Origin of the sequence: Nonomuraea mangrovi, assembly GCF_042681425.1 — a bacterium.
GTDB lineage: Bacteria > Actinomycetota > Actinomycetes > Streptosporangiales > Streptosporangiaceae > Nonomuraea > Nonomuraea mangrovi.
Map to the genome: position 1 here is coordinate 901,315 of NZ_JBHUFV010000033.1, position 26,895 is coordinate 928,209.

Here is a 26,895-nt window from a genome sequence, read left to right on the forward strand (position 1 = left end):
CCCGGCGGCCCTACCATGTCATCCATGACCGAGCTCCGCAGCAAGGCCGAGCACACCGAGGCCATCCGCAGGGACCGCAGGATCGCCGTGGTGATCAACACGCGTTCCCGCCGTGGCCGCCGCCACTACTTCGAGGTGCTGGACCAGATCCACGCCTTGGGCTTCGAGCCCCTGGCGGAGTACTCCGTCGTCAACCCCAAACGGCTGCGCGCCCACCTGGACAGGGCGCTGGAGACCAAGCCGGACCTGCTCGTCGTCGGCGGGGGCGACGGCACGCTCTCGTCGGCCGTGCGCCACGTCGCCCACCGCGACGTGGCCCTGGGCGTGCTGCCGCTCGGCACCACCAACAACTTCGCCCGCAGCCTCGGCCTGCCCCTCGACCTGGCAGGCGCCATCCGCGTGTTCGACACGGGCAAGGTCGCCGACATCGACCTGGGCATGGCCGAGGACAGGCCGTTCGCCAACCTGGCCAGCTTCGGCGTGTCGGTGGAGGTCGCGAACACGGTCAAGCCGTGGCTCAAGCGCATCCTCGGCCGGCCCGCCTACCCGCTGACCGCCCTGACGATCCTTCCGGGGCACAAGCCCTTCCGCGCCGTCCTCACCGTCGACGGCCAGCGCCACGAGCTGCTCACCGACCAGCTCAACATCGCCAACGGGCGCTTCCACGGCGGCTGGCAGGTCGCCCGCGACATCAGCATCGACAACGGCATGCTGGTGGCCTACCAGCTCGGCTCCGGCAAGAAACTGCGGCTGCTCGGCGAGACCCTGGCCCGCGCCACCACGGGCAGGTGGCGCAGCCTCGCCGGCGGGCCGTTCGTGATGGGCCGCGAGATGCTCCTGGAGACCGACCCGCCGATGGCGGCCGACGTCGACGGAGAGGTACGGCTGCGCACCCCGATCAGGCTCCGCGTGGTGCCCAACGGGGTGCGGGTGATGGTGCCGTCAGACTTCCAGGACAGCTGAGGCCTGCCTGTACCAGTCGAAGGTGCGCCGGACGCCCTCCTCCAGGCCGATCCTGGGCTCGAACCCCGTCAGCCGCCGCAGCAGGGAGATGTCGGGGCAGCGGCGGGCGACCGAGCCGGCCGGAGCGGGAACCGGGTCGATGAGCGGGTCCTCGCCCGCGACGCGGAGAACCAGCTTGGCCAGGTCGGCGATGTTGGTCTCCTCCGTGTCGTCGCCGATGTGCACGATCCGCCCGAACGCCTCGGGGGTCGCCATCAGCCGCACCATCGCCTCGACCGCGTCGTCGACGTAGCAGAAGGCGCGGCTCTGCTCGCCGCCGTACAGCGTGAACGGGTTCTCTCCGCGCATGGCCCGCAGCGAGAGCTCCGGGATCACGTGGGCGGTGCCCATCCTGGGGCCGTACACGTTGTGGAAGCGGCCGACGACGGCGTGCGCGCCGTGCAGCACCGCCGCCTCGCCGTGCAGCTTGCTGATCGCGTAGGAGAAGCGCGGCGACGCCACGTCCTGGATCACCAGCGGGACGCTCTCCGGCGTCGGCACGGGGACGAGGCCCGCGGTGACGCCGCCAGCGTACGCCTCGCTGGTGGAGGCGAAGAACAGCGGCGCGTCCCGTTCGATCCAGCCCAGCAGGTGCATCAGCGCCAGGGTGTTGACCCGCAGCACCCGCGAGGGGTCCCGCTCGACGTTGCGGACGCCCACGACGGCGGCCAGCATGTAGATCTGGTCCCAGCCGTGCTCCAGCTCCAAGTAGGACCGGGGGTCGGTGAGGTCGGCGTGGCGGACGTCCAGCGCCATCCCCTCCAGGTCCGCGTCGCGCCTGCCCCTGGAGAAGTCGTCCACGATGGTGACGGCGTGGCCGTCGGCCAGCAGGCGCCTGGCGAGGTGGAGTCCGATGAAGCCGGCGCCGCCGAGCAGAAGGGTTCTCATCGCGCGTATCCGATCCCCGCGTAGCGGATGCCGCGGCCGGTGAGCCGGTCCTCGTCGAGAATGCGCCAGGAGTCGAACAGCACTCTGAGAGGGGTGTCGCCGATCTCCATGCCCCGGTAGTCCGGGTGGTCGTTGATGATCAGCATGGCGTCGGCCTCGGCGAAGGCCTTGTCGAGGCTGACGGGCCGCCCGCCGTACCGGGCGATGACCTCGTCGGCGACCAGCGGATCGTGGCCGAGGACGGTCAGCCCGGCCCGGTCGAAGATCGGCATCATGTCCTCGACGGGGGTCCCGCGCATGTCGTCGGTGGCGGGCCAGCCCTTGTAGGCCCACCCCAGCACCGACAGCGTGACGCCGTCGGTCTCGCCGAAGACCTCCTGGATCATGGCGACCAGACGCTCGGCGACGTGGGACGGCAGCCGCTCGTTGAGCGCGCGCGCATGGCCGACCAGGGACGTCGTGGCGCTCGCCTGCATGAGGTAGGGGTCCTTGGTGAGACAGCCGCCGCCCACGTAGCCGGGCTTGGCCAGGTCGGGGCGGGGATAGTCGAGGTTGGCCGCGCGGATGACCTCCAGCGGGTCGAGCCGGTGCTGCTCGGCGACGAGGGCGAGCTCGTTGCCGTAGGCGTAGATGAGGTCGGTGTGGCAGTTGTTGGCGAGTTTGACCATCTCGGCCGCTTCGAGGCTGGAGACGGGGACGATCTGGTCGGCCAGGCCCTCGAACAGCTCGATGCCCGCGTCGAGGGCCGCCTGGTCGAGCCCGCCGATCACCTGGGGCAGCTCGACGAGCTCGCGCAGCGCCTGCCCCTGGATGGTCCGCTCGGGTGCCATCACCAGATGGGTGCCGGGACGCAGCCGGGGGAGCACGACGGCGCGGCTCGTGCCGATCGGGACCGTGGAGCGCACGACCACGAGGGTCTGCTCCCCGCACGCCTGCGCCGCGGCGGCCAGGTTGTCCAGACGCGGCGTGCCCGTGCCGAGGTCGACGGGCGTGGAGACGCACAGGATGACCGCGTCCAGTGGCTCGTCAGGCAACGCCGAGCCGATGCGGACCCGGGTGCCGAGCTGCTCGGCGAAGATCTCCTGCACGCCCGGCTCGAACACGTGGACGCGGCCGTGGGACAGGGCCTCGACGACGGCGGGGTTGGCGTCCACGCCGTGGACGACGAAACCCTTGCGGGCCAACGCCGCGGTGAGCGTCAGGCCCACGTATCCCATGCCGACAACGCCGACGGTCTTCGGCATCGTCACTCCTTTCCTTCGCAGGGGGAACTCACCAGGTCCAGTGCGACCGTGGTGACGTCGCCCGCGAATCCGTGCCTGCGATAGGCCGCGCAGGCGGTACGGCGGTTCGCGGGGGTGGTGGCGTAGTCGGTGGCCAGGACGGCCTTGCCCCTGGCGCGCAGCGCGGCGGCCTCGGCGAGGTTCTCCGCGCACCAGTCCGCGGCGCACGCCTGGTCCGTCGCCCTGAAGAACAGCTCCTCCATGCCGATGCCGTCGATGGCACCGGTGTAGCCGCTGTGGTGCCGCAGCTCGGGCGAGTTCTGCGGCACGATGAGGAAGCCGGGCTTGGCGGCCTTGGCGTAGGAGCTGATCTGGACGATCAGGTCGGTCATCTTCCTGCCGAGGCTGTGGCGGGTCTCGCCGGGCACGCGTGCCAGGTCGATCTCCTCGTACGCCAGGGGCGTGTCGAGGTAGACCCCGTCGAAGCCGGCCTTCACCGCCTGGTCGACTCGCGGCCTGATGACCCGCTCCCACCACCGCGGATCCCAATATCTGACGAAATGCTCGTCCGGCCAGTCCGGCCACACGTTCAGCTTCAGCTCCGCGGGCAGGCCCGCGTACTCCGACCTGAACTCCTCCACCGAGCCGATCTCGAAGTAGGCCAGCACCTTCTTCCCGCTCTCTCGCACCGCGGCGATCTCGGCGGCGGTGAAGTATCCGGGAACGGTGGCGTCGCGCGACAGGTCGACGATGGCCAGGTCGTGCGGGGCCGCGGCGACCGTGTCCAGCCTGCCGCCGGGATAGCCGGTCAGCACGTAGGCGAACGAGGAGACCCTGAGCAGCCCCTGCGCGCCCGAGGCGGGCGCGCAGCCGGTCGTCACCAGCAGCAGGAGGAACGTCGCGGCAAGCCGCCTCACCCCTCCTCCGCCATGGCCGCGACGGACTCGGCCAGGCCGTGGACGGGACGCCAGTCGAGCACCTTCTCGGCGCGCGTGATGTCGGCCCGGCTCCAAGTCGCCGCCCCCGACCTGTCGGACCCGCCCGCGACCTCGTGGATGCCGCCGGTGTAGCCCATCGCGCGGGCCAGCAGCCCCACGGCCTCGCGCACGGTCACCGCCTGCCCCGACCCCACGTTGAACACCCGCTCCTCTCCGAGGTCCGCGAACGTCGCGGCCACCACGGCTCGCGCGACGTCGCGCACGTCCACGAAGTCGCGCAGCGCGTCCAGCGGCCCGAGCGTGATGTCGTCCTTCGCCTCGCGCAGCAGAGCCGCGGCCCGTCCCAGGACGTTCGCCTGCGAGAGGCCGGGTCCGACCGGGTTGAAGACGCGCAGTGACACGCCGTCCACCGCCCCCGAGGTGATCAGGCCCGTTCCCGCCAGGTGGCTCACGCCGTAGGCGGTGACCGGCCGTGCCTCGTCGTCCTCGTGAACGGACCGGCCGTACGGCGTGGGGCCGTACTCGGCCGCCGAGCCGAGCCGTACCAGCCGGGCCGAGGGCGTCACCGCGCCCATCGCCTCCACGAGCATCGCCACCACGCCGGCGTTACCGCGCAGCAGCTCGTCGGGCCCGCCCGCCATCCGGCCCACGCAGCTGAGCACCGCGCCGGGCCGTACGGACGAGAGCAGCTCCGCGACGGCCTGCACGTCGGCGGTCAGCAGGTCGAGCCGCGACCTGCCCGCGCAGACCACCTCCCCGACCCTGGGGTCGCGCTCCAGCTGGGCGCGCACCTGGCGGCCGAGGAACCCCGACGCGCCCAGCAGCAGCACCCTCACCGCGCCCGCTCCCGCTCCGGCAGCAGCAGCGGCCTGATCTCCTCGAAGCGGGCGTTGGCCTCGTCGTAGTCGTCGGGCCTGCCGATGTCGAGCCAGTAGCCGTCGAACTCGAAGACCGCGGGCGGGCGCCGGTGCGCCAGCAGGTCGAGCACCAGCTCGTCGAATCCGAAGGACATCCCTTCCGGGTAATCCTCGATGCAGCCCCGCGACAGGGCGTAGACACCCATGCTGACCAGGTAGCTGAGCAGCGGTTTCTCCCTGAAACCCGTGATGTGCCCGCCCGCGGCCTCGAGCACCCCGAAGTCGATCTTGACGACGCGCGGGGCCGTGGCCACCGTCAGCGGCGCCGCCGAGTCGGTGTGCCGGCGCAGCAGGTCGGCGTAGTTGAGCGTGGTCAGGACGTCGCCGTTCATGACGAGGAAGTGCTCGGGCAGCCGATCCCTGATCGAGAACAGCGGTCCGATCGTCGACAGCGGCGTGATCTCCTCGGTGTAGTCGACGGCGAGATCCCACCTGGCGCCGTCCCCGACGAAGGCCCTGATCAGCGGTGACAGGTGGCCGACGGCCAGCGTGACGCTGGTGAACCCCTGCGCGGCGAGCTGGCGCAGGATGATGTCGAGGATCGCGTACTCCTCTCCGATCGGCACCAGCGGCTTGGGCAGCGCGGAGGTGTACGGCCGCAGCCGCACCCCCTTGCCGCCCGCCAATATGACGACGTGCATGAACATCCCTTTCAGCGGTGGGATCGGCGTGCGATGCACCGAGTGTCGTGGCGCCGAGTTTCACTTCGGTTCCTCTGTGGTTTCTCGCTGGGGCTAGGGTCGGTGGCTGTGGGGTTCAAGGGCGCCGAGGACAGATGGCGCGACAATCTCGGTAACCTGCGCAACGTCGTGCGCCAGGAACTGGTGACCAGGCAGCTCGAACGGCACCTGCCCGCCGGGCGCGCCGCCGTGCTCGACGCGGGCTGCGGCCAGGGCACGCAGGCGCTGCGCCTGGCCGGACGGGGCCACGACGTCACCGGCGTCGACGCCTCGCGGGACCTGCTCGACCTGCTGCCGGAGGGGCGGATCAGGGCCGTGCACGCCGACCTGGACGCTCTGCCGTCGCTGTTCGAGCCCGCGTCGTTCGACGTGGTGCTCTGCCACGGCGTGCTGATGTACCTCGACGACCCCGGGCCGCTGCTCACCGACCTGGCGCGCCTGGTCAGGCCGGGCGGATTCCTGTCACTGCTGGTGCGCAACGGCGACGCGCTGGCCATGCGTCCGGGCCTGGCGGGCGACTGGCGCGCGGCCCGCGAGGCCTTCACCGCCGACGGCTACACCAACAGGCTGGGCGTGCGCGCGAGGGCCGACCGCCGCGCCGACCTCACCGCCGCCCTCGCCGCGCGCGGCCTGGAGGTCACCCACTGGTACGGCGTGCGCGTCTTCACCGACGCCGACTCCGCCGTGGCCTGTCCGCCCGGCGACCTCGACGAGCTGATCGACTGCGAGGAGCTCGCGGGCCGTACCGACCCCTACAGAGGAGTGGCCGCGCTGACACATCTCATCGGTGGTAGACAGGAAGCATGAAACGTCCCGGCTCATGGTGCGAAACGCCGCGCCCGCCCCAGCCGTGGTGCGAGCGTCCCGCGCCTGCCGCCCCCTGGTGCGAGGTGCCGAAGTCCCCGGTGCTCGGCGTTCTCGGCGCGCTGCTGAAGGCCGCCAAGCGCTGAGGTTTCCCCCGCGCGGTGCGGGTAGTCGTCATGGTCATGCGGTGCCAGACGCGACCGGCCCGGTTGGAGCCCGCCGACTACGCGGACAGTCGGAGCTCGGCCGCAATCGTGGCCGGAGCTTTGCTCATGCTTGCCGCCATTCTTGGTCTTATCGGTAGAAACCGGGTCAATCACGCGACGCCCCCGATTCCCGAAGCGGAGATCGAGAGCGCCAAGACCGACATCGACGTGGTGGAAGAGAGGGCACGACGATGACCGAGACCGATCCGGGCTTCAGCGAGGCGCACGCGGGCGACGTGGGCGCGCGCCGGGCCACGGTGGGCACCCCCACCGACCACGAATCCATCAACGTCCCGCCGACCAGGGCGGGCGCCGCCGAGAACGCGGAGGCGGCCGCCGAGGCGCGCACGCCGCACGAGGAATTCGTGCCCGAGCCTCCCATCCCCGATGAGAAGGCCGAGGCGGAGGCGGCCGCGCGGGCGAGGAAAGAGCGCGACGAGCAGGACACGAGGACGACAGGCGCCGGCCGTCCCGGGGGCACGGGCAGCCGGACGGCAGGCGGGGCGGAGGACGACATGGGTAAGGACATGACCGAGACGCGCAGGGAACGGGGCGGCACCGTCGAAGCCATGGTCAACAAGGCCGACGTCAAGGGCAGGGCGAGCGGGATGGCGGGCGCGGCGAAGGACAAGGTCGCCGCCGTCGCCGACAAGGTGCCCGACCAGGTCAGGGACGCCGCCGGCAAGGTCAGCGCCGAGGCCAAGCGCAGGCCGCGCCTGATGATCGCGGCCGCCGGCGCGCTCGCGCTGCTCGTCGCCCGCAGGCTGCTGAGGCGCGGCCGGAGGTAGGACCGGTTCAGGGGGAGGCGAACGAGCCCGATACGCTGCCGCAATGATGCGTCGCGCGGTGATGGCCGCGATCCTGGCAGCCGGCATGGCCGGGTGCGCGGGCGGTGGCGCGGTCAGCGACCTCGGCAAGATCGTCGAACGCGGGCCCGGCGCGACCACCGAGGTCCTGGTGACCAAGGGACAGCGGTTCTCGCTCTCGCTCACCGACGGTGAGTGGGACCTCAAGGGCGTGCCCGACGCCAAGGTGGCCTCCTTCATCAGCGAGGAGCACGCCGACGGCCACTCCTACTTCGTCTTCAACGCCAAGCACCCCGGCAGCACGCGCGTGGAAATCACCGGCAGGGGAGAGGTGATCTTCGAGATCACCGTGCAGTAGGGTGCCGCGCATGAGCGATCTCCGAGAGTTCATGCGGGTGCGGGCCAGCGCCGACGGGGCGGAGACGGTGACCTGGTGGACCGGCGACGTCTACGCCTACCTCCCCGATGACGGACCACGTCACCTGTTCGGCTTCGAGGGCGTCAACGTGGCACGGGCGGTGGAGGGCGACGGCGGCTGGGAGCTGCTGACCAGGGAGGCGGCCGCCTACCTCGACCCCGCCTCGCGCGACCCCCTCGACACGTGGGACAACCCGTTCACCGGCCGGGCCGTGGACGTCCAGCACGTCTACAACGACCCCGTCAACCAGCGGCTGCGCGGCTTCACCGTGCCGACCACCAGACTGGGCGGCACGGTCGTGTTCAACACCGACATCCTGCTGGCCTATCCCTCGCCGCTGAAGGTGGCCGACTACCCCGACAACTCCTTCAGCGACACCTACCGGGCGATGGAGCTGTTCCAGTTCTTCGCCCCCGCCGCCGACCTGGAAGGCGAGGCGTCCTCGGTGCCGAGCACGCTGTCGTGGTGCAGGGTCTCGCCGTGGCTGCCGTGGATGGAGATGGCCCAGCGGCCCGGCGCGCTGGTCTACCACTGCAGGGGCGCCAAGGTCGGCGAGGTGCCCGGCAACCTGGAGGCCTTCTTCGGGCCGATGAGCGCGCCCACCGAGTGGAGCGCGCCCAACCAGTCGAGCTGGACGACGTTCGTTGACCGAAGAAAGTTCTAATCATAGATTGCCCAGGTGACGGTGCACCAACCCGGCCTGGGCCGGTACTACGAGGACTTCGTCGTCGGCGACGTCTACCAGCATCCGCTCGGCCGCACGATCAGTGAGGCGGACAACACCTGGTTCACGCTCCTGACGATGAACACCAACCAGAACCACTTCAACGCGCACTTCGCCGCGGGCGCCCCGGCCGGGAAGATCATCGTGAACTCCGGCCTGTCCGTGGCGATCGTGCTCGGCCTGTCGGTGATCGACGTCAGCCAGACCGCCATGATGAATCTCGGGTGGGACGAGATCAGGCTCACCCACCCCGTCTTCATCGGCGACACGCTCTACGCCGAGTCGAAGGTGCTGGACAAGCGCGAGTCGAAGTCGCGCCCCTACGCGGGCATCGTCACCTGCGCGACCCGCGGCCTCAACCAGGACGGCGACGAGATCATGTCATGGCGGCGGACCGTCATGGTCTACAAGCGGGACGCGCCGCACGACAAGGGCTACTTCCCGACCGCGAAGAACGGACCGATGTGATGGACTTCGAACTCGACGAGGACCAGCAGCTGTTCCGCGCCACCCTGCGAGAGTTCGTCGACAAGGAGATCGTGCCCGTCGCCGCCGAATGGGAGCGTTCAGGGCGCTACCCGGCGGAGATCGTCGAGCGATTCAAGGAGCTCGGCCTGTTCGGCATGACGATCCCCGCCCGCTACGGGGGGCTCGAGCTCGACCGCGTCTCCTACGCGCTGGTCTTCGAGGAGATCGCGCGCGGCTGGATGGGTGTGGCGGGCGTGCTCGGCTCCCACTCGCTGTCCGCGTGGATGATCGACCGGTACGGCACGCCCGAGCAGAAGGACCGCTACCTGCCCGGCCTGGCCAGCGGCGCCCGCCGTACCGGGATCGCGTTGACCGAGCCCGCAGCGGGCACCGACCTGCAGGGGATCACGACCCGCGCGGTCCGTGACGGCGACCACTACGTGATCAACGGGGCGAAGACGTGGATCACCAACGCCCGCCACGCCGACCCGATGCCCGTCCTGGTGAAGACGTCGGTGGAGACGCCCGCGCACAAGGGCATGTCGATGCTGCTGGTCGAGGCGGACACGCCCGGCTACACCGTCAGCCGTGACCTGCCCAAGCTCGGCTACAAGGGGACCGAGACCTGCGAGATCACGCTGCAGGACGTGCGCGTGCACAAGGACAGGCTGCTCGGCGGCGTCGAGGGGCGCGGCATGCAGCAGGCCCTGTCCGCGCTGGAGCTCGGCAGGGTGAACATCGCCGCCCGCGCGGTCGGTGTCGCGCAGTGCGCCTTCGACGCCGCTCTCGCCTACGCCAGGCAGCGCGAGGCGTTCGGCAGGCCGATCGGCGACTTCCAGGCCATCCAGCTCAAGCTCGCCGACATGGCCACCGACATCCAGGCGGCCAGGCTGATGACCTACTGGGCCGCCTCCCGATCGGCCAAGGCGGAGGCCGCCATGGCCAAGTACTTCGCCTCCGAGGTGGCGCTGCGGGTGACGATGGAGGCCATGCGGGTGCACGGCGGGTACGGCTACTCGCAGGAGTTCGTCCTCGAGCGCCTCTACCGCGACGCGCCGCTGATGGCCATCGGCGAGGGCACCAACGACGTGCAGCGCATGGTGATCGCGAGGGAGCTGCTGAAGGGAGCGGTTAGGGTCGGCTGGTGAGCTGTCTGTTCTGCGAGATCGTCGCGGGGGAGCGGGACGCCTTCGTCGTCACCTCCGACGAGGTGGCGGTCTCCTTCCTCGACGCCAGGCCCGTCTTCAAGGGGCACCTGCTGGTCGTGCCGCGCGAGCACGTGGAGACGCTGACCGACCTGCCCGACGTGGGGCCCTTCTTCGAGCGTGTCCAGCACCTGGCGGGCGCGGTCGAGAAGGGACTGGAGGCGGCGGGCACGTTCGTGGCGGTGAACAACCGTGTCAGCCAGAGCGTCCCGCACCTGCACGTCCACATCGTGCCGCGCAACAGGAAGGACGGGCTGCGCGGCTTCTTCTGGCCGCGCGTCAGGTACGACTCCGACGAGGAGGCCGAGTCCTACGCCGCCGCCATCAGGCGAACCAGCTGAGCGACTGCCCGTGCGGGCCGGCGTAGGCCAGTGGCCTGTCGTCCATGACCAGCGCCATCACGTAGCGGTCGGCCGGCGGCGGGTACGGCGGGCGCGCCCACGGGATCCGCGCGGGCCCCTCGTTGGCCAGCCAGCGGCACGGCAGCCCGCGCACGGTCGCCGCGAAGCGCTCCCGCTCGGCCTCGCTCAGGTACGGCATGACCGCGGTGTGGAAGACGACGACCGTGGCCTCCTCCGGCGCCGCCGCCACGAGCTCCTCGACCGTGTCGTTGAGGTCGCCGCGCACCAGACGGGGCGGCTCCCGCCGCGCGACGGCGAGCGCGCGCTCCAGATTCGCCAGCCGTTCGGGCTGCCACGGCCAGACCAGCGCCTTCAGCCAGGCCACCGCGTCGGGGTCGCGCACGCTCAGCGGGTTGAGGTCGACGCCGGCCCGCCACACCACCCCGGGCACCCTGTCCGGCAGCGGCGCGGGGCCGGTGACCTCGCACCTGAAGGCGCCCTCGCGTGGCCCCACCACGTGCTCGGCCCCGTCCGGCCGGGTGTAGCGGTAGCCGTACCGGTCGGGAAACAGGCAGAGCCCGGCCGAGGCGCCCACCTCGATCAGCGCCAGCGGGCCTTCGAGCAGACCGAGCGCGGGCAGCAACGCCGCGCACCTGGCGGCCTCGTTGGTCTGCGTGGAGCGCGCCATCATGGTCGCGCGCACCGCGGGCCAGCTCCGCCTGACGAACGCGGAGAACTCGGGATAGGAGGTGGTGGGGCCGCCCAGGTAGCGGACGGCGGCGAACAGCAGATTGGGCTGCTGCTTGGCGGGCGGCAGGGTGGCGAGCGACTTCAGGAGAGCGGGATCTGCGGCGATCCCCTCGGTCAACGGCCGGTAGCCGGTCGCCTCCACCCGCCCGAACAGCTCGTAGCGACGCGCGAGATCGTCCACACCGGCAGCATAGAGGTAGGCTCCGCCCGTGGAACCCGTGGTCGTCGTCGTGCTCCTTGCCCTGCTCGTGGGCGGCCCCGCGCTCGTGCTGTGGCGGGTGCTGCGCGGGCGCCGCGAGCTCGGCTCGGGACCCGCCGAGCGGGCCACTTTCGAGACGCTGCACACCGCCTCGCAGGCGGCGCCGCCGCTGCGCGCCGGACTGTCGGAGGACGGCGCCCAGAAGGCGTCCAGGCACCTGCGCGAGCTGCTCGGCTCGCCGGCGATCGCGATCACCGACGGCGAGCGGCTGCTGGTCTACGACGGCGCGGGCGAGCACCACGCGCCCGAGGCGTTCGCCCACGCGGCCGGGACGCTCAAGGACGGCCGCACCCAGGTGCTCCACCTCGACTGCGACCTGCTGGAGTGCCCGATCAGGCACGCGGTGGTCGTGCCGCTCACCACCGACGACAGGGTGGTCGGCTCGCTGGCCGCCTACGGCGAGCACACCTCGGCGGGGCTGGTCCGCGCCACCCAGGAGGTCGCCCGCTGGGTCGACTCCCAGCTCGAACTCGCCGAGCTCGATCGCAGCCGCACCCTGCTGATGGAGGCGGAGGTGCGCGCCCTGCGCGCGCAGATCTCCCCGCACTTCATCTACAACTCGCTCACCACCATCGCCAGCTTCGTCCGCACCGACCCCGAACGCGCCCGCGAGCTGTTGCTGGAGTTCGCCGACTTCACCCGCTACAGCTTCCGCAGGCACGGCGACTTCACCACCCTGGCCGAGGAACTGCGCTCCATCGACCGCTACCTCATCCTCGAGCGCGCCCGCTTCGGCGACCACCTGCGCGTCACGCTGCGCATCGCGCCCGAGGTGCTCCCGGTCGCCGTGCCCTTCCTGTGCCTGCAGCCCCTGGTCGAGAACGCCGTACGGCACGGCCTCGAATCCAAGCACGGCGTCGGCCGCATCACGATCCTCGCGGAGGACGCCGGCGCCGAGTGCCGCATCAGCGTCGAGGACGACGGCCTCGGCATGGACCCCGACCGCCTGCGCCGCATCCTCGCGGGAGACATCACGGCCGAGAGCGGCGTCGGCCTGGCCAACGTCGACGAGCGGCTGCGCCAGGTCTACGGCGACGAGTACGGCCTCGTCGTCGAGACGGCCCAGGGCGCGGGCACCAAGGTCAACATCAGGGTCCCGAAGTACCACCCCGGCGTCTCGGCCCGCTGAGCAGGCCCTCCGGCCTCGGCCCCTCGACCGCGCGCGGGACAGGGCACGCCGTACGGGTTCTCGACGTGGCGGCGGAACCGATCGAGGCGGTGTCCCGCGGACCATTCGACGATTTCGCGAGCATGTGACCGGGTCGTGACAGGCTTGACGCCTGATGTCTGTTTCATCACTCTCAAATGATTGGAGGGAGAGCTGTGAACGGGCTGCGGGTGCTGGCGGTGGACGATGAGCTTCCCGCGCTCGAGGACCTGTCGTACCTGCTGCGGGCCGACCCCAGGATCGGCGAGGTGGCCACCGCCCGCGACGGGGCGGCGGCGCTGCGGCTGCTCGACAGGGCCATCGCCGAGGGCAGGCCGATCGACGCGGTCTTCCTCGACATCAGGATGCGCGGGCTGGACGGGGTGGTGCTGGGCAGGCTGCTGTCGCAGTTCGCCAACCCGCCGCGGGTGGTCTTCGTGACCGCCTACGAGGAGCACGCGGTCGACGCCTTCGAGATCAAGGCCGAGGACTACCTGCTCAAGCCGGTGCGTCCCGAACGGCTCGCGGAGGCGATCAGGCGGGTGTGCGTCTCCGCCGACGTGCCGGTCGAGAGCGCGGAGTCCGACACGATCCCGGTCGAGCTGGGCGGCGTGACCCGCTTCGTCTCCACCGCCGACGTCGTCTACGTGGAGGCGCAGGGCGACTACGCGCGCCTGCACACCTCCACCGGCAGCCACCTGGTGCGCATCCCGCTGGCCACGCTGGAGGAGCGGTGGGCCTCCTCGGGTTTCGTCCGCGTGCACCGCAGCCATCTGGTGGCGGTCAAGCACATCGAGGAACTGCACATCGACTCGGGCCGGTGCACGGTCAGGGTGGGCGACACCGAGATCCCGGTCAGCCGCCGGCACACGCGCGAACTGCGTGACCTGCTGCTGAGGAGGGCGAAACGATGAAGGGCCGCGTCACCGTCACCAGCCCGCGCACGGCCGCCGCGCGCCGTCCGCGCTATCCGGCCAGCAGGGAGATCGACGAGCAGACGCGCCTGGGCGAGGTCTACATGCGCTCGCTGCTGCGCACCCAGTTCAGGCTGGCCCTGTTCGTCTGCACGGTGCTGGCCTGCGTGGTGCTGGGCCTGCCGCTGCTGTTCCTGCTGGCGCCCGACCTGCGCTCGGCCGACCTGATGGGCGTGCCGCTGCCGTGGGCGATGCTGGCCGGGCTGATCTACCCGCTGTTCGTCGTGGGCGCCTGGCTCTACGTACGGCAGGCCGAACGCAACGAGCGGCACTTCGAAGACCTGGTCGAGCGCCAGTGAATCGTTCCTGGCTCGCGCGAGCGGCGGGGGTGGCGGCGTGAGCCTCGCGGCCGTCGGCCTGGTGATGGTCGCGGCGATCCTGATCGGGGCGTTCGGGCTGCGGCTGTCGCGCACCACCTCCGACTTCTACGTCGCCTCCCGCACCGTCACCCCGCTGTGGAACGCCTCGGCCATCGGCGGAGAGTACCTGTCGGCCGCCTCCTTCCTCGGCATCGCGGGCCTCATCCTCACCCACGGCGCCGACATGCTGTGGCTGCCCGTCGGCTGGACCGGCGGCTACCTCGTGCTGCTGGTGCTGGTCTCGGCGCCGTTGCGCCGCTCGGGCGCCTACACGCTGCCGGACTTCGCCGAGTCCAGGCTGGAGTCGATGGCCGTGCGGAGGACGGCCAGCGTGCTGGTGGTGCTCATCGGCTGGCTGTACCTGATGCCGCAGTTCCAGAGCGCGGGCATCGTGCTGCGCGCGATCACCGGGGCGCCGGGCTGGGTGGGCGGGCTGCTGGTCGCGGTGGTCGTGGCGGTGAACGTGCTGTCGGGCGGGATGCGGTCGATCACCTTCGTCCAGGCGTTCCAGTACTGGCTCAAGCTGACCGCGCTCGCGCTTCCGCTGGTGTTCCTGCTCATGGCGTGGCACTCCGGCGGTTCGCCCGGCCTGTCGGAGCATGACACGGTCCACTGGCAGCTGCCGCTGGCCAGCACGAAGGAGTACGGGCTCTACTCCACCTACTCGCTGATCCTCGCGACCTTCCTCGGCACGATGGGGCTGCCGCACGTGCTGGTGCGCTTCTACACCAACCCGGACGGGCGGGCGGCCCGCCGTACGACGCTGGTGGTGCTGTCCCTACTGGGCGCCTTCTACCTGCTGCCGGCGCTCTACGGGTGGCTGGGCAGGATCTACACCCCCGACCTGGCCGGCACGGACGCGGTGGTCCTGACGCTGCCCACGCGGGTGATCGGCGGCACGCTCGGCGACGTCCTGACGGCGCTGGTGACCGCGGGCGCGTTCGCGGCGTTCCTGTCGACCTCCTCGGGGTTGACGGTGTCGGTGGCGGGCGTGATCGCGCAGGACCTGCTCGGCGGCGGCGCGGTGCGCGCCTTCCGCCTGGCGACGCTGATGGCCGTGGCGGTGCCGCTGGGCCTGGCGGTCTGGGCCAGGGCGCTGCCGGTCGCCGACGTGGTCGGGCTGGCGTTCGCCGTGGCCGCCTCCTCCTTCTGCCCTTTGCTGGTGCTCGGCATCTGGTGGCGCAGGCTGTCGTCGGCGGGCGCGCTGGCGGGGCTGCTGGTCGGCGGCGGCCTGGCGTGCGCGGCGGTGATGGCGCAGATCACCGGCGGCCCGTACGGCGGGCTCGTCGGGGCGCTGCTGGCCCAGCCCGCGGCGTGGACGGTGCCGATCGCGTTCGCCGTGATGATCGTCGCGTCGTTCCTGACCCCGCATCGGGTGCCCGCGGGAGTGGCCCGCACCATGGTGCGCCTGCACACGCCCGAGACGCTCAACCTGGACCGCGGCGACTGGCGTCCGCGCTCGTCGTGACCGGCAGCTCGCCCGACCCGCGCACCACCAGCTCGACCGGCACCCTGACCTGCCGCGGCGGCCCCGCGCCCAACAGCAGGTCCACGGCGGTACGGCCGAGCAGCGCCGTGTCGTAGCGCACCACCGTCACCCCCGGGTCGAAGACGTCGGCCAGCGCGAAGTCGTCGAACCCCACGAAGGCGGGTTTGTCCTGCCGGCCCCTCAGCGCCTGCAGGATGCCGATCGCCGCCCTGTTGTTGGTGGCGAAGAAGGCCGTGGGAGGGTCGGGCAGCGCCAGCAGCCTTTCCACCTCGCGCCCCGCCCGCCACGGGTCGAACACGCCGCGCGTCACCAGCGTCTCGTCCACGACGCCAAGCGCCTCGCGGTAGCCGCGCGCCCTGTCGTGCACCGAGCTGAGCGCATCGTCGTCGGAGATGAGCGCGATCCGCCGGTGCCCTCGCGCCATCAGGTGCTCGGTGGCCAGGCGCCCGCCCTTGAAGTCGTCGAGCAGCACCGCGCTGGACTCGGGCACGCCGGACGGCAGCCGGTCGACGAACACCGCGCGCAGCCCGCCGGCCAGCAGCTCGCCGAGCCAGGCGTGCCGGTCGGCCGAGGGCACCAGGATGAGGGAGTCGACGCCGCGCGCGAACATCGACTCGACCAGCATCCGCTCCCGCTCGGGCCGTTCCTCGTAGGAGCCGAAGACCACCAGTGCCTCGTGCTCGGCCGCCGCGCTCTCCACCGCCGCGGCCAGGTGGGAGTAGAACTGGTTGGAGATGTTCTCCATCACCAGGCCGATCGTGAGCATCGCCGCGCCCCTGGCCAGGCGGCTGGCCGCCTCGTTGCGCCGGAACCCGAGCGCGTTGATGGCCTCCTGCACCCTGACCTGGAGCGCGGCGCTGACGTGCGGCTCCTGGTTGACCACCCTGGAGACGGTCTTGAGGCTCACCCCCGCGTGCCTGGCCACGTCGGCCATGGTGGGAACCTGCTTGCGCGCTGTCATAGGGTCCCCCCATGAACGATGACTGGATCTGCGGCAGGCTGGGCGAGGACGAACCGTGGGCGCTGGGCGCGGTCAATCCTCCGATCTTCGAGAACTCCCTGTTCACCTTCGAGACGGCGGCCGAGCTCGCCGAGGCGATCAAGGACGAGGACGAGCGCTACGTCTACTGGCGCGGCACCAACCCCACCGTCGACCTGGCGCAGCGCAAGCTGGCCGCGCTGGAGCGGGCCGAGCGGGCCAAGTGCTTCGGCTCGGGGATGGGCGCGATCTCGGCGACCATCTCGTCGCTGGTGTCGGCAGGCGACCACGTGCTGGTGCTCGGCTCCATCTACGGGCCGACCACGCAGTTCCTGCGCTACCTGGAGAAGTTCGGCGTCACGCACACACATGTCGGCGACCTCACCGGCCTTGACAGCGCTATCAGATCGAACACGCGAGTACTCTACTTCGAGTCGCCGTCCTATATGAGCTACCGGCTGGTGGACATCGCCGAGGTGGCCGCGTGGGCCTCGGGACAGGGTCTGGTGTCGGTGATGGACAATACCTGGTCCACGCCGCTGTTCCAGAAGCCGCTCACCATGGGCGTCGACCTGGTGATCCACTCGCTGTCGAAGTACGTGGGAGGGCACAGCGACCTGGTCGGCGGGGTGGTGGCCGGCTCGACCGAGCTGATCAGGCCGATCGCGCTGACGGAGTACCAGCTGTACGGAGCGGCCATGTCGCCCCACGACGCGGCCAAGGTGATCAAGGGGCTGCGCACGCTGCCCGTGCGGATGGCCGCCCACCAGGAGCGCGGACTGGCCGTGGCCGCCTTCCTCGACGCGCACGAGGCCGTGCGGGTCGTCCACCATCCGGGGCTGGCCTCCCATCCCGACCGTGGGCTGGCGTCGCGGCAGATGGCGGGCTTCTCCAGCGTCTTCGGCTTCGAGCTCGGCAGCGACGACCGGCAGGTCGTGGCCGCCTTCCTCGACCGGCTCAAGGTCTTCAGGATCGCGGTGTCGTGGGGCGGGTTCGAGAGCCTGGTCGCCGCGCCCGCGCTGACCATCGAGGAGTCGGTGCGCGCCACCATGGGCGTCCCCGTCGGGCTGGTGCGGCTGTCGGTGGGTCTCGAACCCGCCGACACGCTCATCGAGGATCTGGCTCTAGCGCTCGAGGGGGTTGTACCCCTAGCTTGAGTGACAGCGCTGTCACTCAGGAGGCACCCATGAGAACTCCCCTCCTCGCGGCCCTGGCCGCCGCCACCCTCACGATCGCCGCGTGCGGTTCGGGCTCATCGTCCGACGGCGGCGGCACGGTCAGGCTCCGCATGATCGAGAGCCTGACCAGCCCCGACAGGACCAAGCTGATCAAGGGTCTGCTCGCCGAGTTCGAGAAGGCCAACCCGGGCGTGGAGGTGGAGCTCATCTCGCCGCCGCTGGACAGCGCGGACCAGAAGATCACCCAGATCCTGCAGACGAAGAAGGACCTGGACGTGCTGGAAGTGCGCGACCACACGGTCAAGTCCTTCTCCAACAACGGCTGGCTGGCCGAACTGCCCACCACGCAGTGGCCGGGCTGGAACGACCTGACCGAGCTGGCCAAGAAGAAGGCCGTGGAGGTGGGCGGCAAGCCGTACCTCATCCCCTACGGCTTCTACCAGCGGGCGCTGTTCTACCGCACCGACTGGGGCATGACCAAGCCGCCGACGACCTGGGAGGAGCTCTACCAGGAGGGCAAGAAGATGACGACCGCCGAGCGGTACGGCTACTCCTTCAGGGGCGGCAAGGGCGGCGCCGACTACGCGGTCCAGATGATCAGCGCCTACAACGGCGAGGCGCTGGACCCCGAGAAGTCCTTCTACCTGAAGGACAAGAAGACCATCTTCTCGACGCCCGAGGCGGCCCAGGCCATGGACCTCTTCGTGAAGATCTTCAAGGAGGCGTCGCCGCCCGACTCGGTCTCCTGGGGTTACCCGGAGATGGTGCAGGGCTTCACCTCGGGCGTCACCGGGATGCTGATCCAGGACCCCGAGGTGATCAAGACGGTGGAGGAGAGCGGGGTCAAGGCCTGGTCGACCGCGCCGATCCCCAAGGGTCCCACCGGCTACGCCTTCCAGCCCGTCGGCTACGCCGGATGGGGGGTGACCTCCTTCAGCGCCCACAAGGCCGAGGCGGTCAAGCTGGTGCAGTTCCTGTCGGAGGCCAAGCAGAGCATCGCCTTCGCCAAGGGCAACTCGCTGATCCCGATCTCGGCCTCGGCGCAGAAGGACCCGCAGTTCTCGCAGGGCGCGTGGAAGGCCTACCTGGAGGCGCAGCAGGACCCCAAGCAGGTCATCACGATCAGGCCCGTCGACTCGCCCGGCTGGAGCCAGTTCCTCGTCGACTCCGACCGTGACGTGCAGGCGCTGCTGACCGGCAAGAAGAGCGCGGCCGACGTGCTGAAGAGCTGGGACGCGTTCTGGGCTGGTCAGGCTTCGTGAGCCGTCCCGCCTTCACCACGCGGAAGGCGGGGCTCATCGCGCTCTGCCTTCTGCCGGGGGTCGTCTTCGTCGCCCTCTTCACCTACTACCCGATGGTGCGCGGCAGCGTCATCGCCTTCCAGCGCTACAACCTGTTCGACCTGACCTCGACGCCGTTCGTCGGGCTGGACAACTTCAGGGCGGTGCTGGCCGAGGACCGGTTCTGGACGGCACTGCGCAACACCGGCACCTGGGTCGTCGTCTCGCTGTTCTTCCAGTTCTTCCTCGGGTTCGGCCTGGCCCTGCTGCTGCGTCGCCACTTCCGTGGCAGGGGGCTCTACCAGGCGTGGGTGTTCTTCCCCTGGGCGATGTCGGGGTTCCTGATCGGGCTGCTGTGGCGGTGGATGTTCAACGGCCAGTTCGGCGTGATCAACGACCTGCTGCTGCGGACGGGCCTCATCGACACCCGCATCGGGTTCCTCTCCTCGCCCGGCTGGGCCATGACGTCGGTGATCGTGGCCAACGTCTGGTACGGCGTGACGTTCTTCGCGATCATGATCATGGCGGCGCTGCAGTCGGTGCCGCGCGAGCTGTATGAGGCCGCCGCCGTGGACGGAGCCTCCAGGCTGCGGCAGTTCTGGCACGTGACGCTGCCGCACATCCGCCCGACGCTTGCGCTGATCGTGCTGCTGCGGATCATCTGGATCCTGAACTTCCCGGACCTCATCTACTCCATGACCGGCGGCGGTCCCGCGGGCTCCACCGACATCGTGACGACCTTCCTGATCCAGCAGGTGATGGGCGGCGACTACGGCAGGGCGGGCGCGGTCGGCTTCCTCGTCCTCGGCCTCCTGCTGGCCTTCAGCGTCTTCTATCTCAACGCCACCCGTTTCGAGAGGTCCCGATGAGCGTGCGGCGAGTGGCCAAGGCGGTCGTGCTGGGAGCCTGGCTCCTGATCACGGTCTTTCCGCTGTACTGGATCGTCGTCACCTCGCTCAAGCCCAAGAGCGAGATCTTCTCCATGCCGTTGCGCTACTGGCCCGGCGAGCTCACCTTCGAGCACTACGCCGAGCTGTTCTCCTTCGCCGACTTCGGCCGCTACCTGCTCAACAGCATGGTGGTCGCGCTGGTGTCGGCGGCGGTGGTCACCGTGATCGGGGTGCTCGGCGGCTACGTGCTGGCCCGCTTCGACTTCCCCGGCAGGGGAGCGCTCATGCTGGCCTTCCTCGTCACGCAGATGATCCCGCTGTTCATCGCCCTGGGCCCGCTGTACCTCCTGATGTCGGACCTGGGGCTGCTGAACCGGCTGCCCGGGCTCATGGTCGTCTACGTCGCCATGCTGGTGCCGTTCTGCACGATCATCATGCGCGGATTCCACGAGCGGGTGCCCGCGGCGCTGGAGGAGGCCGCGCAGGTGGACGGCGCGTCGAGGCTGCAGGCGATGGTGCGGGTGATCATCCCGGTCATGCTGCCGGGGGTCGCGGCCACCTTCATCTTCGCCTTCGTCCAGGTGTGGAACGAGCTGTTCCTGGCGATCACGTTCATCGACAGCGAGGATGCCAAGACCGTCCCGGTCGCCATGAACTCCTTCATCACCCAGTACGACATCGACTGGGGATCGATGGCGGCGGCCACCGTGGTGTCGGTGATCCCGACGCTGGTGCTGTTCGCCGCGATCCGCCGTTACATCGTCGAAGGGCTCACCGCGGGCGCGGTGAAGGGCTGATCGCGGCGCACGCCCGACCGTTCAACCCGCAAATCAGACCTTTCATCGCAAGCCCTCCTCAGTTGGCCGCCGCGGCGTGGCGGCTCGCCGAAGGAGCGGCCTGACCCCCTCCACGGAAGGTAGCTTGCCCTCCTACCTTGTGCGTGATCCGCATCACACCCTGGAGGGCGTTGAGCCGTGACTACCAGAGAACATGACACGTCTGTCTACGAACAGGTGCAGGCAAGCAGTGAGTTCCAGGAGCTGAAGCGGCGCTTCAGGGCGTGGACCTTCCCCATGACCGTGGCGTTCCTGGCCTGGTACCTGCTCTACGTGGTGCTGTCCGCCTGGGCGCGTGACTTCATGGGCATCAAGCTCCTTGGCAACATCAACGTCGCGTTGGTCTTCGGTCTGCTGCAGTTCGTCTCCACCTTCTGGATCGCCTGGGCCTACGCCAGGCACGCGGAGAAGAAGCTCGACCCCATCGCCGACAAGCTGCGCCACGAGGTCGAGGAGAAGACCCAGTGAACCTCTCCGCGATCCTGTTCCTGACCTTCGTCCTCGTCACGCTCGGCATCACCTTCTGGGCCAGCCGCCAGACGAAGACCGCCGCCGACTACTACGCCGGCGGCCGCTCCTTCAGCGGATTCCAGAACGGCCTGGCCATCGGCGGCGACTACATGTCGGCCGCCTCGTTCCTGGGCATCGCGGGCATCATCGCGCTGTCCGGCTACGACGGCTTCCTCTACTCCATCGGCTTCCTGGTGGCGTGGCTGGTCGCGCTGCTGCTGGTGGCCGAACTCATGCGCAACTCAGGCAAGTTCACCATGGCCGACGTCCTGGCCTTCAGGATGAGCCCCCGGCCCGTGCGCACCGCGGCCGGCGTCTCCACGATCGTGGTGAGCATCTTCTACCTGCTGGCCCAGATGGTGGGCGCGGGCGCGCTGGTCGGCCTGCTGCTCGACATCCACTCGGCCGAGGGCAAGGTCTGGACGATCATCGGCGTCGGCGTCCTGATGATCATCTACGTGGTGGTCGGCGGCATGAAGGGCACCACCTGGGTCCAGATCGTCAAGGCCGTCCTGCTGATGGGCGGCGCGGCCCTGGTCACGCTGCTGGTGCTCGGCAAGTTCGGCTTCAACCTCTCGGCGTTGCTGGGCGACGCGGCCGCGCAGAGCGGCAAGGGCGACGCCTTCCTGAACGGAGGCGGCAAGTACGCCACCGACGCCCAGGGCCTGGCCGGCAAGATCGACCTGATCAGCCTCGGCCTCGCGCTGGTGCTCGGCACCGCGGGCCTGCCGCACATCCTCATCCGCTTCTACACCGTCCCGACCGCCAAGGACGCCCGCAAGTCCGTCCTGTGGGGCATCGGCATCATCGGCACCTTCTACCTGCTGACCCTCGTCCTCGGCTTCGGCGCCGCCGCCGTGGTCGGCAGCAAGGCCATCGCGGCGGGCGACAAGGCCGGCAACACCGCCGCCCCGATGCTCGCCCAGCAGATCGGCCAGGACATCTTCGGCCCGGTCGGCGGCACGATCCTGCTCGCCCTCATCGGCGCCGTCGCCTTCGCCACCATCCTGGCGGTGGTCGCGGGCCTGACCCTCGCCTCCTCCTCCAGCTTCGCCCACGACCTGTACGCCCACGTGTTCAAGCGCGGCAACGCCACCGAGCGCGAGGAGGTCGTGGTCGCCAGGGTGTCGGCGTTCGTCATCGGCGCGGTCGCCATCGGCCTCGGCATCCTGGCCCAGGGGCAGAACGTGGCCTTCCTGGTCGCCCTCGCCTTCGCCGTCGCCGCCTCGGGCAACCTGCCCGCGATCCTCTACAGCCTGTTCTGGAAGAGGTTCAACACGGTCGGCGCGGTCTCGGCCATCTACGGCGGCCTGGTCTCCGCCCTCATCCTGGTGATCTTCTCGCCGGTGGTGTCGGGCTCGGCGACCGCGCTGTTCAAGGACGCGAACTTCGCCTGGTTCCCGCTGTCGAACCCGGGCATCCTCTCGATCCCGCTCGGCTTCTTCTTCGGCTGGCTCGGCACCGTGCTGAGCAAGGAGTACAACGCCGGCAAGTACGCCGAGATCGAGGTCCGCTCCCTCACCGGCGTCGGCGCCGAGAAGGCCGTCGAGCACTGACCCGCCTGATCGAAGGGCCCGGCTCCCGCGGGAGCCGGGCCCTTCGCCTGCCGTACGGCCGCGGCCCCCTCAGCGGGAGGCCTCGTCCAGCAGGGTGAGCTCCTCGGCACCGAGCCGCAGGTGGACCGCGTCCAGCAGCGGCTTGAGCTGGGCCACCTCCCGCGCGCCTGCCAGCGGAGCGGCGACGGTCGGCTGCGCCAGCAGCCAGGCCAGCGCCACCGACGCCTGCTCGACGCCCCTTCCCGAGGCCACCGTGGCCAGCGCCTCGAGGACGCGCGGTCCCCGCTCGGTCGTCAGGTACTCCCCGGCCTTGCCGGCGCGCGGGCTGTCGACGACCACGCCCGGCGCGTACTTGCCCGTCAGGAAGCCGCGCGCCAGCCCCGCCCACGGCGTGCTCGACAGCCCCTCGCGGGCCACGACCTCGCGCAGGTCGCCCTCGTAGCCGCGCTCGACGAGGTTGTAGTGCTGCTGCAGCGCCACGTAGCGGGTCAGGCCCTCGTCGTCGGCGACGCGCAGCGCCTCGGCCAGCCGCGGCCCCTCGTGGTTCGAGGCGCCCAGGTGGCGGACCTTGCCTTCGCGCACCAGAGCGTCGAAGGCCGCGAGCGTGTCGGCGAGCGGGGTGTCCTGATCGTCGATGTGCGCCCAGTACAGGTCGATGCGGTCGGTGCGCAGGCGGCGCAGCGAGTTCTCCACCGCCGCGCGGATCGTGGCGGGCGACAGGCCCTGGAAACCGGCCAGCATGCCGACCTTGGTGGCCAGGACGATCGAGTCGCGGTTGCCGCGCTCCGCCATCCACTCACCGATGATGATCTCCGAGGTCGGCTCGCCCGTCGCCCAGCTCGGGTAGACGTCGGCGGTGTCGATGAAGTTGCCGCCCGCCTCCACGTACGCGTCGAGGATCGCGAAGGAGGCCTCCCGGTCGGCGGTCCAGCCGAAGGTGTTGGTGCCCAGGCAGAGGGGGAACACGGACAGGGCCGTGGTGCTGATCGTTCGCATCCGGCTATTATGCGCGGGTCTCATAGGGAGGCCGGATGACGGGCCGGGTCATGGTGCTGGGCGGTCTGCTCGTCCTGGCCGTCGCGATCGTGGTCGCCGTACTCGTCGCCAGGAGCCCCGGTCCCGGCGATCGGCCGGCGCCCGCCGTGCGGCACACCCCCGGACAGATCGGCGAGGTCACCGAGCGGCGGCTCGACGAGCGGCGCATGGAGCTGACGATCGAGTCGGCGGCGCTGGAGGCCACCACCAGGGTGAGACTGCTGCTGCCCAAGGGCTGGTCGCGCGACGCCGGCCGCACGTGGCCCGTGCTGTGGCTGCTGCACGGCGGGCTCGACAGCTACACCTCGTGGACCGCCAGGACCGACGTCGACCGCCTGACCAGGGACACCGGCGTCATCGTGGTCATGCCCGACGGCGGCAGGTGTGGAAGCTACTCCGACTGGTGGAACGACGGCGAAGGCGGGGCGCCCCGCTGGGCCGGCTACCACCTGAAGGAGCTGCTCCCGCTGCTGGAGTCCCGCTACCGGGCCGGCGGGCGGCGCGCCATCGCCGGCTACTCGATGGGCGGGCAGGGCGCCATGCTCTACGCGGCCGAGGGCCACTTCCAGGCGGCGGCCTCCTTCAGCGGCGCCGTCGACATCCTGCAGGAGGGAGTGCCGCAGGCGGTCATGGCGGGGACCACGGTCGGCTGCTTCGGCACCGACTGGAAGCGCATCTGGGGCGACCCCGACGCCCAGCGCGACATCTGGCGCGCGCACAACCCCTACGACCAGGCCGGCAGGCTCAAGGGCGTGCGCCTGTACGTGGCCTCCGGCACCGCCGAGTTCTGGGAGGACCCGGCCGAGCACCTGGCGGGCAAGGCGGGTAAGGCGTTCGCCGCCAGGCTCGAGGAGCTCGGCATCGCCGTACAGACGCACTTCTACCGGGGCAGGCACGATCACGCCCACTGGCAGCGGGAGCTGCACCGCGCCTACCCCATGCTGATGCGCGCTATCGGTGCTCGATGAGCTCCCGATGGCCGCTCAGATCGAGCGCACGCGGCGTGAGCCACCACACCGCGATCCCCGCCACCAGCATCAGCGCCGCTCCCGCCGCCCCCGTGACCGCGAGGGAGTCGGTGAAGGCCGCCTGCGCCTGCCGGGCCAGCAGCGCCCCCGCCTCACCCGCTTCGCGGGCGACGCGCAGCGCGCCCCCCAGCGACTCCTGGACGGCCTGCGCGGGAAAACCGTCGGGCACGGCGAGATGGGCCCGGTAGACGGCCGCGGCGACGCTGCCGAGCACGGCGACGCCCAGCGCGCCCCCCAGCTCGTAGCTGGTCTCCTCGATCGCCGCCGCGCTGCCCGCCTTCTCCGGCGGCGCGCCCGCCATGATCACCGCTGAGGCGATCGCCAGCGATCCCATGCCCGCGCCCACCAGCAGCAGCGACAGCGCGACAGGGCCGTAGCCGAGCGGGCTCGGCGCCACGAACAGCACCAGGAAGCCCACTCCCGCCACCAGCAGGCCGCCCGCCAGCACCGTCCTGGCGCCGATCCTGGCCGCGAGGGCGGGCGCCAGTGGTGACACCACGAAGGCGCCGACCGCGGCCGGCAGCATCCGCACGCCGGTCTCCAGCGGCGAGTAGCCCATGACGAGCTGCATCCACTGCGCCAGCAGCAGCATCATCGCGGCCATCGCGATCGAGGTGGTCAGCGCGGCCACCGTGCCCGCGCTGAAGGCAGGGCCGCCGAACAGCCTGATCTCCAGCAGCGGGTCCTTCCTGGCCAGGCAGCGGCGCACGAACCACGCCAGCGTCACGACGGCGACCGTGAGGGCAAGCCAACCGTCGACCGCGCCGAAGTGCTTGATGCCGTAGACCAGCGCGACCATGCCGGCGATCGACAGCAGCGTGCCGAGCGCGTCCCAGCGGCCCGGGGCCGGATTGCGCGACTCGGGCAGCAGGATCAGCCCTGCCACGATCGCCAGAGCCATGACGGGCACGTTGACCAGGAACGCCGCGTGCCAGCTGAACACCTCCAGCAGCAGCCCGCCGAGGATGGGCCCGAGCGCGCCGCCCAGCGCGGCCATCGCCGACCAGATACCGAGCGCGGTGGCCCGCTCCCTCGGGTCGGTGAACAGGTTGCGGATCATGGACAGGGTCGACGGCATGATCATCGCGCCGCCGACGCCGAGCAGCGCCCTGACCGCGATCAGCTCGGCGGCGCTGTCAGCCTGCACCACCGCCACCGACGCCACGCCGAACAGCGCGAACCCGCTGATCAGCATCCTCTTGCGTCCCCACCTGTCGCCCAGCGCGCTGACCGTGACCAGCAGCCCTGACACGGCCAGGGAGTAGGCGTCGACCATCCACAGCAGCTCGGTCGCGCCCGGGCGCAGGTCCTCGGAGATGGCGGGCAGCGCCACGTTGAGGATCGTCATGTCCATGACGACCAGCAGCAGGCTCGCCGACAGGACGGCCAGCGCCGCCCAGCGGCGTCCGGCGGTCATCGCCCGGCTCCGTTGAAGAAGGCGTCGACGAGCAGCCCCGCCATGTCCCTCCTGGCCACGTCGCCCCTGCGAAGGCTCTCGCGAACGGCGACGAGCAGGCCGTACCACGTGTTGCTGATCCAGCGGACCGGAAGCTCGGCGCGCAGCACCCCGGCCCGCTGGGCGGCGGCGAACAGGGCGATCTCCCGCTCCTCCAGCTCGTCCGAGCGGCGCAGCAGGTCGGGATGGACGGCCATGGCGTGGTCGGTCAGCGCGAAGCCGTGCTCGTCGGCGACCTCGACCAGGGCGGTGAGCAGGTCGCGCAGCGTGCCCCGCAACCGGTCCTGGTCGTTCTCCTGGGCGGCGGCGGTGAGGCCGACGGCGTCCTGTGCCTGCTGCCAGCGCTCCAGAGCGCGCCTGCCCAGCGCGACGAGGAGGTCGTCGCGGCTGGAGAAGTGGCGGTGCAGGGTCGCTCTGCTCACCCCTGCCGCCTCGGCCAGTTCGGCCATGGACGCGGTGGGGTGGTCGTTGAGGTGGTGGATCGCCGCTGTGACGATCTGGTCGGCCGTCACCGCCATCATACATCTCCGTCTCTTTTGCGACATCAAT

General features: G+C 70.6%; 31 protein-coding genes. 21 read left to right on the plus strand and 10 right to left on the minus strand.

All coding sequences use genetic code 11. From position 1 onward, the window contains the following. The first annotated feature begins 24 nt into the window (after positions 1-24). Positions 25-963: a diacylglycerol/lipid kinase family protein gene (locus ACFSKW_RS22530; RefSeq protein ID WP_379574298.1), complete on the plus strand. Its 939-nt coding sequence runs from the start codon at positions 25-27 to the stop codon at positions 961-963. Here ACFSKW_RS22530 and ACFSKW_RS22535 read toward each other — a convergent pair. From ACFSKW_RS22535 to ACFSKW_RS22555, 5 genes are read right to left on the minus strand one after another with little or no spacing between them, the layout of a single operon-like run. Further along, positions 943-1,890, minus strand: a complete 948-nt coding sequence (locus ACFSKW_RS22535) for an NAD-dependent epimerase/dehydratase family protein (RefSeq protein ID WP_379574299.1) — start codon at positions 1,888-1,890, stop codon at positions 943-945. The genes ACFSKW_RS22530 and ACFSKW_RS22535 overlap by 21 nt on opposite strands. Next, positions 1,887-3,134, minus strand: a complete 1,248-nt coding sequence (locus ACFSKW_RS22540; protein ID WP_379574300.1) for a nucleotide sugar dehydrogenase — start codon at positions 3,132-3,134, stop codon at positions 1,887-1,889. The genes ACFSKW_RS22535 and ACFSKW_RS22540 overlap by 4 nt, the downstream gene beginning before the upstream one ends. A gap of 2 nt (positions 3,135-3,136) precedes the next feature. Beyond that, positions 3,137-4,030: an endo alpha-1,4 polygalactosaminidase gene (locus ACFSKW_RS22545; RefSeq protein ID WP_379574301.1), complete on the minus strand. Its 894-nt coding sequence runs from the start codon at positions 4,028-4,030 to the stop codon at positions 3,137-3,139. Next, on the minus strand, positions 4,027-4,887 hold the full coding sequence (locus ACFSKW_RS22550; protein ID WP_379574302.1) for an NAD-dependent epimerase/dehydratase family protein: 861 nt from the start codon (positions 4,885-4,887) through the stop codon (positions 4,027-4,029). Before ACFSKW_RS22550 ends, ACFSKW_RS22545 begins: the two co-directional genes overlap by 4 nt. Continuing rightward, positions 4,884-5,609, minus strand: coding sequence for a sugar phosphate nucleotidyltransferase (locus ACFSKW_RS22555; RefSeq protein ID WP_379574303.1), 726 nt, complete (start codon positions 5,607-5,609; stop codon positions 4,884-4,886). Before ACFSKW_RS22555 ends, ACFSKW_RS22550 begins: the two co-directional genes overlap by 4 nt. Before the next feature lie 108 nt (positions 5,610-5,717). Between ACFSKW_RS22555 and ACFSKW_RS22560 the strand changes: the two genes are divergently transcribed. Genes ACFSKW_RS22560 through ACFSKW_RS22600 form a run of 9 tightly spaced genes read left to right on the plus strand, consistent with a single transcriptional unit; the run spans position 5,718 to position 10,620 of the window. Beyond that, on the plus strand, positions 5,718-6,455 hold the full coding sequence (locus ACFSKW_RS22560) for a class I SAM-dependent methyltransferase (RefSeq protein ID WP_379574304.1): 738 nt from the start codon (positions 5,718-5,720) through the stop codon (positions 6,453-6,455). Then, positions 6,452-6,598: a hypothetical protein gene (locus ACFSKW_RS22565; RefSeq protein WP_379574305.1), complete on the plus strand. Its 147-nt coding sequence runs from the start codon at positions 6,452-6,454 to the stop codon at positions 6,596-6,598. Before ACFSKW_RS22560 ends, ACFSKW_RS22565 begins: the two co-directional genes overlap by 4 nt. Before the next feature lie 36 nt (positions 6,599-6,634). After that, positions 6,635-6,853 carry a phage holin family protein gene (locus tag ACFSKW_RS22570; protein ID WP_379574571.1) on the plus strand — a complete coding sequence of 73 codons (219 nt, stop codon included), beginning with the start codon at positions 6,635-6,637 and terminating at the stop codon, positions 6,851-6,853. Next, complete coding sequence (locus tag ACFSKW_RS22575; protein ID WP_379574306.1) at positions 6,850-7,446, plus strand: hypothetical protein; 597 nt, start codon at positions 6,850-6,852, stop codon at positions 7,444-7,446. Before ACFSKW_RS22570 ends, ACFSKW_RS22575 begins: the two co-directional genes overlap by 4 nt. Positions 7,447-7,489: 43 nt before the next feature. Further along, entirely contained in the window at positions 7,490-7,822 is a 333-nt protein-coding gene (locus ACFSKW_RS22580) for a hypothetical protein (RefSeq protein ID WP_379574307.1), read from the plus strand. A 10-nt stretch (positions 7,823-7,832) separates the two neighbouring features. Next, positions 7,833-8,546, plus strand: a complete 714-nt coding sequence (locus ACFSKW_RS22585; protein ID WP_379574308.1) for a DUF1838 family protein — start codon at positions 7,833-7,835, stop codon at positions 8,544-8,546. A gap of 15 nt (positions 8,547-8,561) precedes the next feature. Then, a complete protein-coding gene (locus tag ACFSKW_RS22590) occupies positions 8,562-9,074 on the plus strand; it encodes a MaoC family dehydratase (RefSeq protein ID WP_379574309.1) in 513 nt (170 codons plus the stop codon). Next, entirely contained in the window at positions 9,074-10,222 is a 1,149-nt protein-coding gene (locus ACFSKW_RS22595) for an acyl-CoA dehydrogenase family protein (protein ID WP_379574311.1), read from the plus strand. The genes ACFSKW_RS22590 and ACFSKW_RS22595 overlap by 1 nt, the downstream gene beginning before the upstream one ends. Further along, positions 10,219-10,620 (plus strand): HIT family protein, encoded by a 402-nt coding sequence (locus tag ACFSKW_RS22600; protein ID WP_379574312.1) that lies wholly within the window; start codon positions 10,219-10,221, stop codon positions 10,618-10,620. Before ACFSKW_RS22595 ends, ACFSKW_RS22600 begins: the two co-directional genes overlap by 4 nt. On the opposite strand, the gene ACFSKW_RS22605 is transcribed toward ACFSKW_RS22600, so the two are convergent. Beyond that, the gene (locus ACFSKW_RS22605) at positions 10,604-11,551 is read right to left on the minus strand and encodes a DUF2332 domain-containing protein (protein WP_379574313.1); all 948 of its coding nucleotides are present in this window, start codon (positions 11,549-11,551) and stop codon (positions 10,604-10,606) included. The two genes, ACFSKW_RS22600 and ACFSKW_RS22605, sit on opposite strands and share 17 nt — an antisense overlap. A gap of 28 nt (positions 11,552-11,579) precedes the next feature. On the opposite strand from ACFSKW_RS22605, the gene ACFSKW_RS22610 reads away from it, so the two are divergent. The 4 genes from ACFSKW_RS22610 to ACFSKW_RS22625 all read left to right on the plus strand — a co-directional run bounded on the left by ACFSKW_RS22610 (position 11,580) and on the right by ACFSKW_RS22625 (position 15,577). Next, positions 11,580-12,758 (plus strand): sensor histidine kinase, encoded by a 1,179-nt coding sequence (locus tag ACFSKW_RS22610; protein WP_379574314.1) that lies wholly within the window; start codon positions 11,580-11,582, stop codon positions 12,756-12,758. Between the two features lie 194 nt (positions 12,759-12,952). Continuing rightward, complete coding sequence (locus ACFSKW_RS22615) at positions 12,953-13,690, plus strand: LytR/AlgR family response regulator transcription factor (RefSeq protein WP_379574315.1); 738 nt, start codon at positions 12,953-12,955, stop codon at positions 13,688-13,690. Next, on the plus strand, positions 13,687-14,049 hold the full coding sequence (locus ACFSKW_RS22620) for a hypothetical protein (RefSeq protein WP_379574316.1): 363 nt from the start codon (positions 13,687-13,689) through the stop codon (positions 14,047-14,049). Before ACFSKW_RS22615 ends, ACFSKW_RS22620 begins: the two co-directional genes overlap by 4 nt. A gap of 37 nt (positions 14,050-14,086) precedes the next feature. Continuing rightward, the gene (locus tag ACFSKW_RS22625; protein ID WP_379574317.1) at positions 14,087-15,577 is read left to right on the plus strand and encodes a sodium/solute symporter; all 1,491 of its coding nucleotides are present in this window, start codon (positions 14,087-14,089) and stop codon (positions 15,575-15,577) included. On the opposite strand, the gene ACFSKW_RS22630 is transcribed toward ACFSKW_RS22625, so the two are convergent. Next, positions 15,537-16,559 carry a LacI family DNA-binding transcriptional regulator gene (locus ACFSKW_RS22630; protein ID WP_379574318.1) on the minus strand — a complete coding sequence of 341 codons (1,023 nt, stop codon included), beginning with the start codon at positions 16,557-16,559 and terminating at the stop codon, positions 15,537-15,539. The genes ACFSKW_RS22625 and ACFSKW_RS22630 overlap by 41 nt on opposite strands. 11 nt (positions 16,560-16,570) lie before the next feature. Here ACFSKW_RS22630 and ACFSKW_RS22635 point away from each other — a divergent pair, with 11 nt between their 5' ends. The 6 genes from ACFSKW_RS22635 (at position 16,571) to ACFSKW_RS22660 (ending at position 22,827) form a co-directional block, all read left to right on the plus strand. Further along, positions 16,571-17,734 carry a trans-sulfuration enzyme family protein gene (locus tag ACFSKW_RS22635; RefSeq protein ID WP_379574319.1) on the plus strand — a complete coding sequence of 388 codons (1,164 nt, stop codon included), beginning with the start codon at positions 16,571-16,573 and terminating at the stop codon, positions 17,732-17,734. 29 nt (positions 17,735-17,763) lie between these two features. Continuing rightward, the gene (locus ACFSKW_RS22640) at positions 17,764-19,017 is read left to right on the plus strand and encodes an ABC transporter substrate-binding protein (protein WP_379574320.1); all 1,254 of its coding nucleotides are present in this window, start codon (positions 17,764-17,766) and stop codon (positions 19,015-19,017) included. Further along, complete coding sequence (locus tag ACFSKW_RS22645) at positions 19,014-19,904, plus strand: carbohydrate ABC transporter permease (RefSeq protein ID WP_379574321.1); 891 nt, start codon at positions 19,014-19,016, stop codon at positions 19,902-19,904. The genes ACFSKW_RS22640 and ACFSKW_RS22645 overlap by 4 nt, the downstream gene beginning before the upstream one ends. Then, the gene (locus tag ACFSKW_RS22650; protein WP_379574322.1) at positions 19,901-20,722 is read left to right on the plus strand and encodes a carbohydrate ABC transporter permease; all 822 of its coding nucleotides are present in this window, start codon (positions 19,901-19,903) and stop codon (positions 20,720-20,722) included. Before ACFSKW_RS22645 ends, ACFSKW_RS22650 begins: the two co-directional genes overlap by 4 nt. A gap of 177 nt (positions 20,723-20,899) precedes the next feature. Continuing rightward, complete coding sequence (locus ACFSKW_RS22655; RefSeq protein WP_379574323.1) at positions 20,900-21,229, plus strand: DUF485 domain-containing protein; 330 nt, start codon at positions 20,900-20,902, stop codon at positions 21,227-21,229. Beyond that, complete coding sequence (locus tag ACFSKW_RS22660; protein ID WP_379574324.1) at positions 21,226-22,827, plus strand: solute symporter family protein; 1,602 nt, start codon at positions 21,226-21,228, stop codon at positions 22,825-22,827. The genes ACFSKW_RS22655 and ACFSKW_RS22660 overlap by 4 nt, the downstream gene beginning before the upstream one ends. A 69-nt stretch (positions 22,828-22,896) precedes the next feature. On the opposite strand, the gene ACFSKW_RS22665 is transcribed toward ACFSKW_RS22660, so the two are convergent. Further along, positions 22,897-23,823, minus strand: coding sequence for an aldo/keto reductase (locus ACFSKW_RS22665; RefSeq protein ID WP_379574325.1), 927 nt, complete (start codon positions 23,821-23,823; stop codon positions 22,897-22,899). A gap of 35 nt (positions 23,824-23,858) precedes the next feature. On the opposite strand from ACFSKW_RS22665, the gene ACFSKW_RS22670 reads away from it, so the two are divergent. Beyond that, positions 23,859-24,830, plus strand: a complete 972-nt coding sequence (locus ACFSKW_RS22670; protein ID WP_379574326.1) for an alpha/beta hydrolase — start codon at positions 23,859-23,861, stop codon at positions 24,828-24,830. Here ACFSKW_RS22670 and ACFSKW_RS22675 read toward each other — a convergent pair. Next, positions 24,814-26,307: an MFS transporter gene (locus ACFSKW_RS22675; protein ID WP_379574327.1), complete on the minus strand. Its 1,494-nt coding sequence runs from the start codon at positions 26,305-26,307 to the stop codon at positions 24,814-24,816. The two genes, ACFSKW_RS22670 and ACFSKW_RS22675, sit on opposite strands and share 17 nt — an antisense overlap. Then, positions 26,304-26,867, minus strand: a complete 564-nt coding sequence (locus ACFSKW_RS22680) for a TetR/AcrR family transcriptional regulator (protein ID WP_379574328.1) — start codon at positions 26,865-26,867, stop codon at positions 26,304-26,306. Before ACFSKW_RS22680 ends, ACFSKW_RS22675 begins: the two co-directional genes overlap by 4 nt. Positions 26,868-26,895 lie beyond the last annotated feature (28 nt).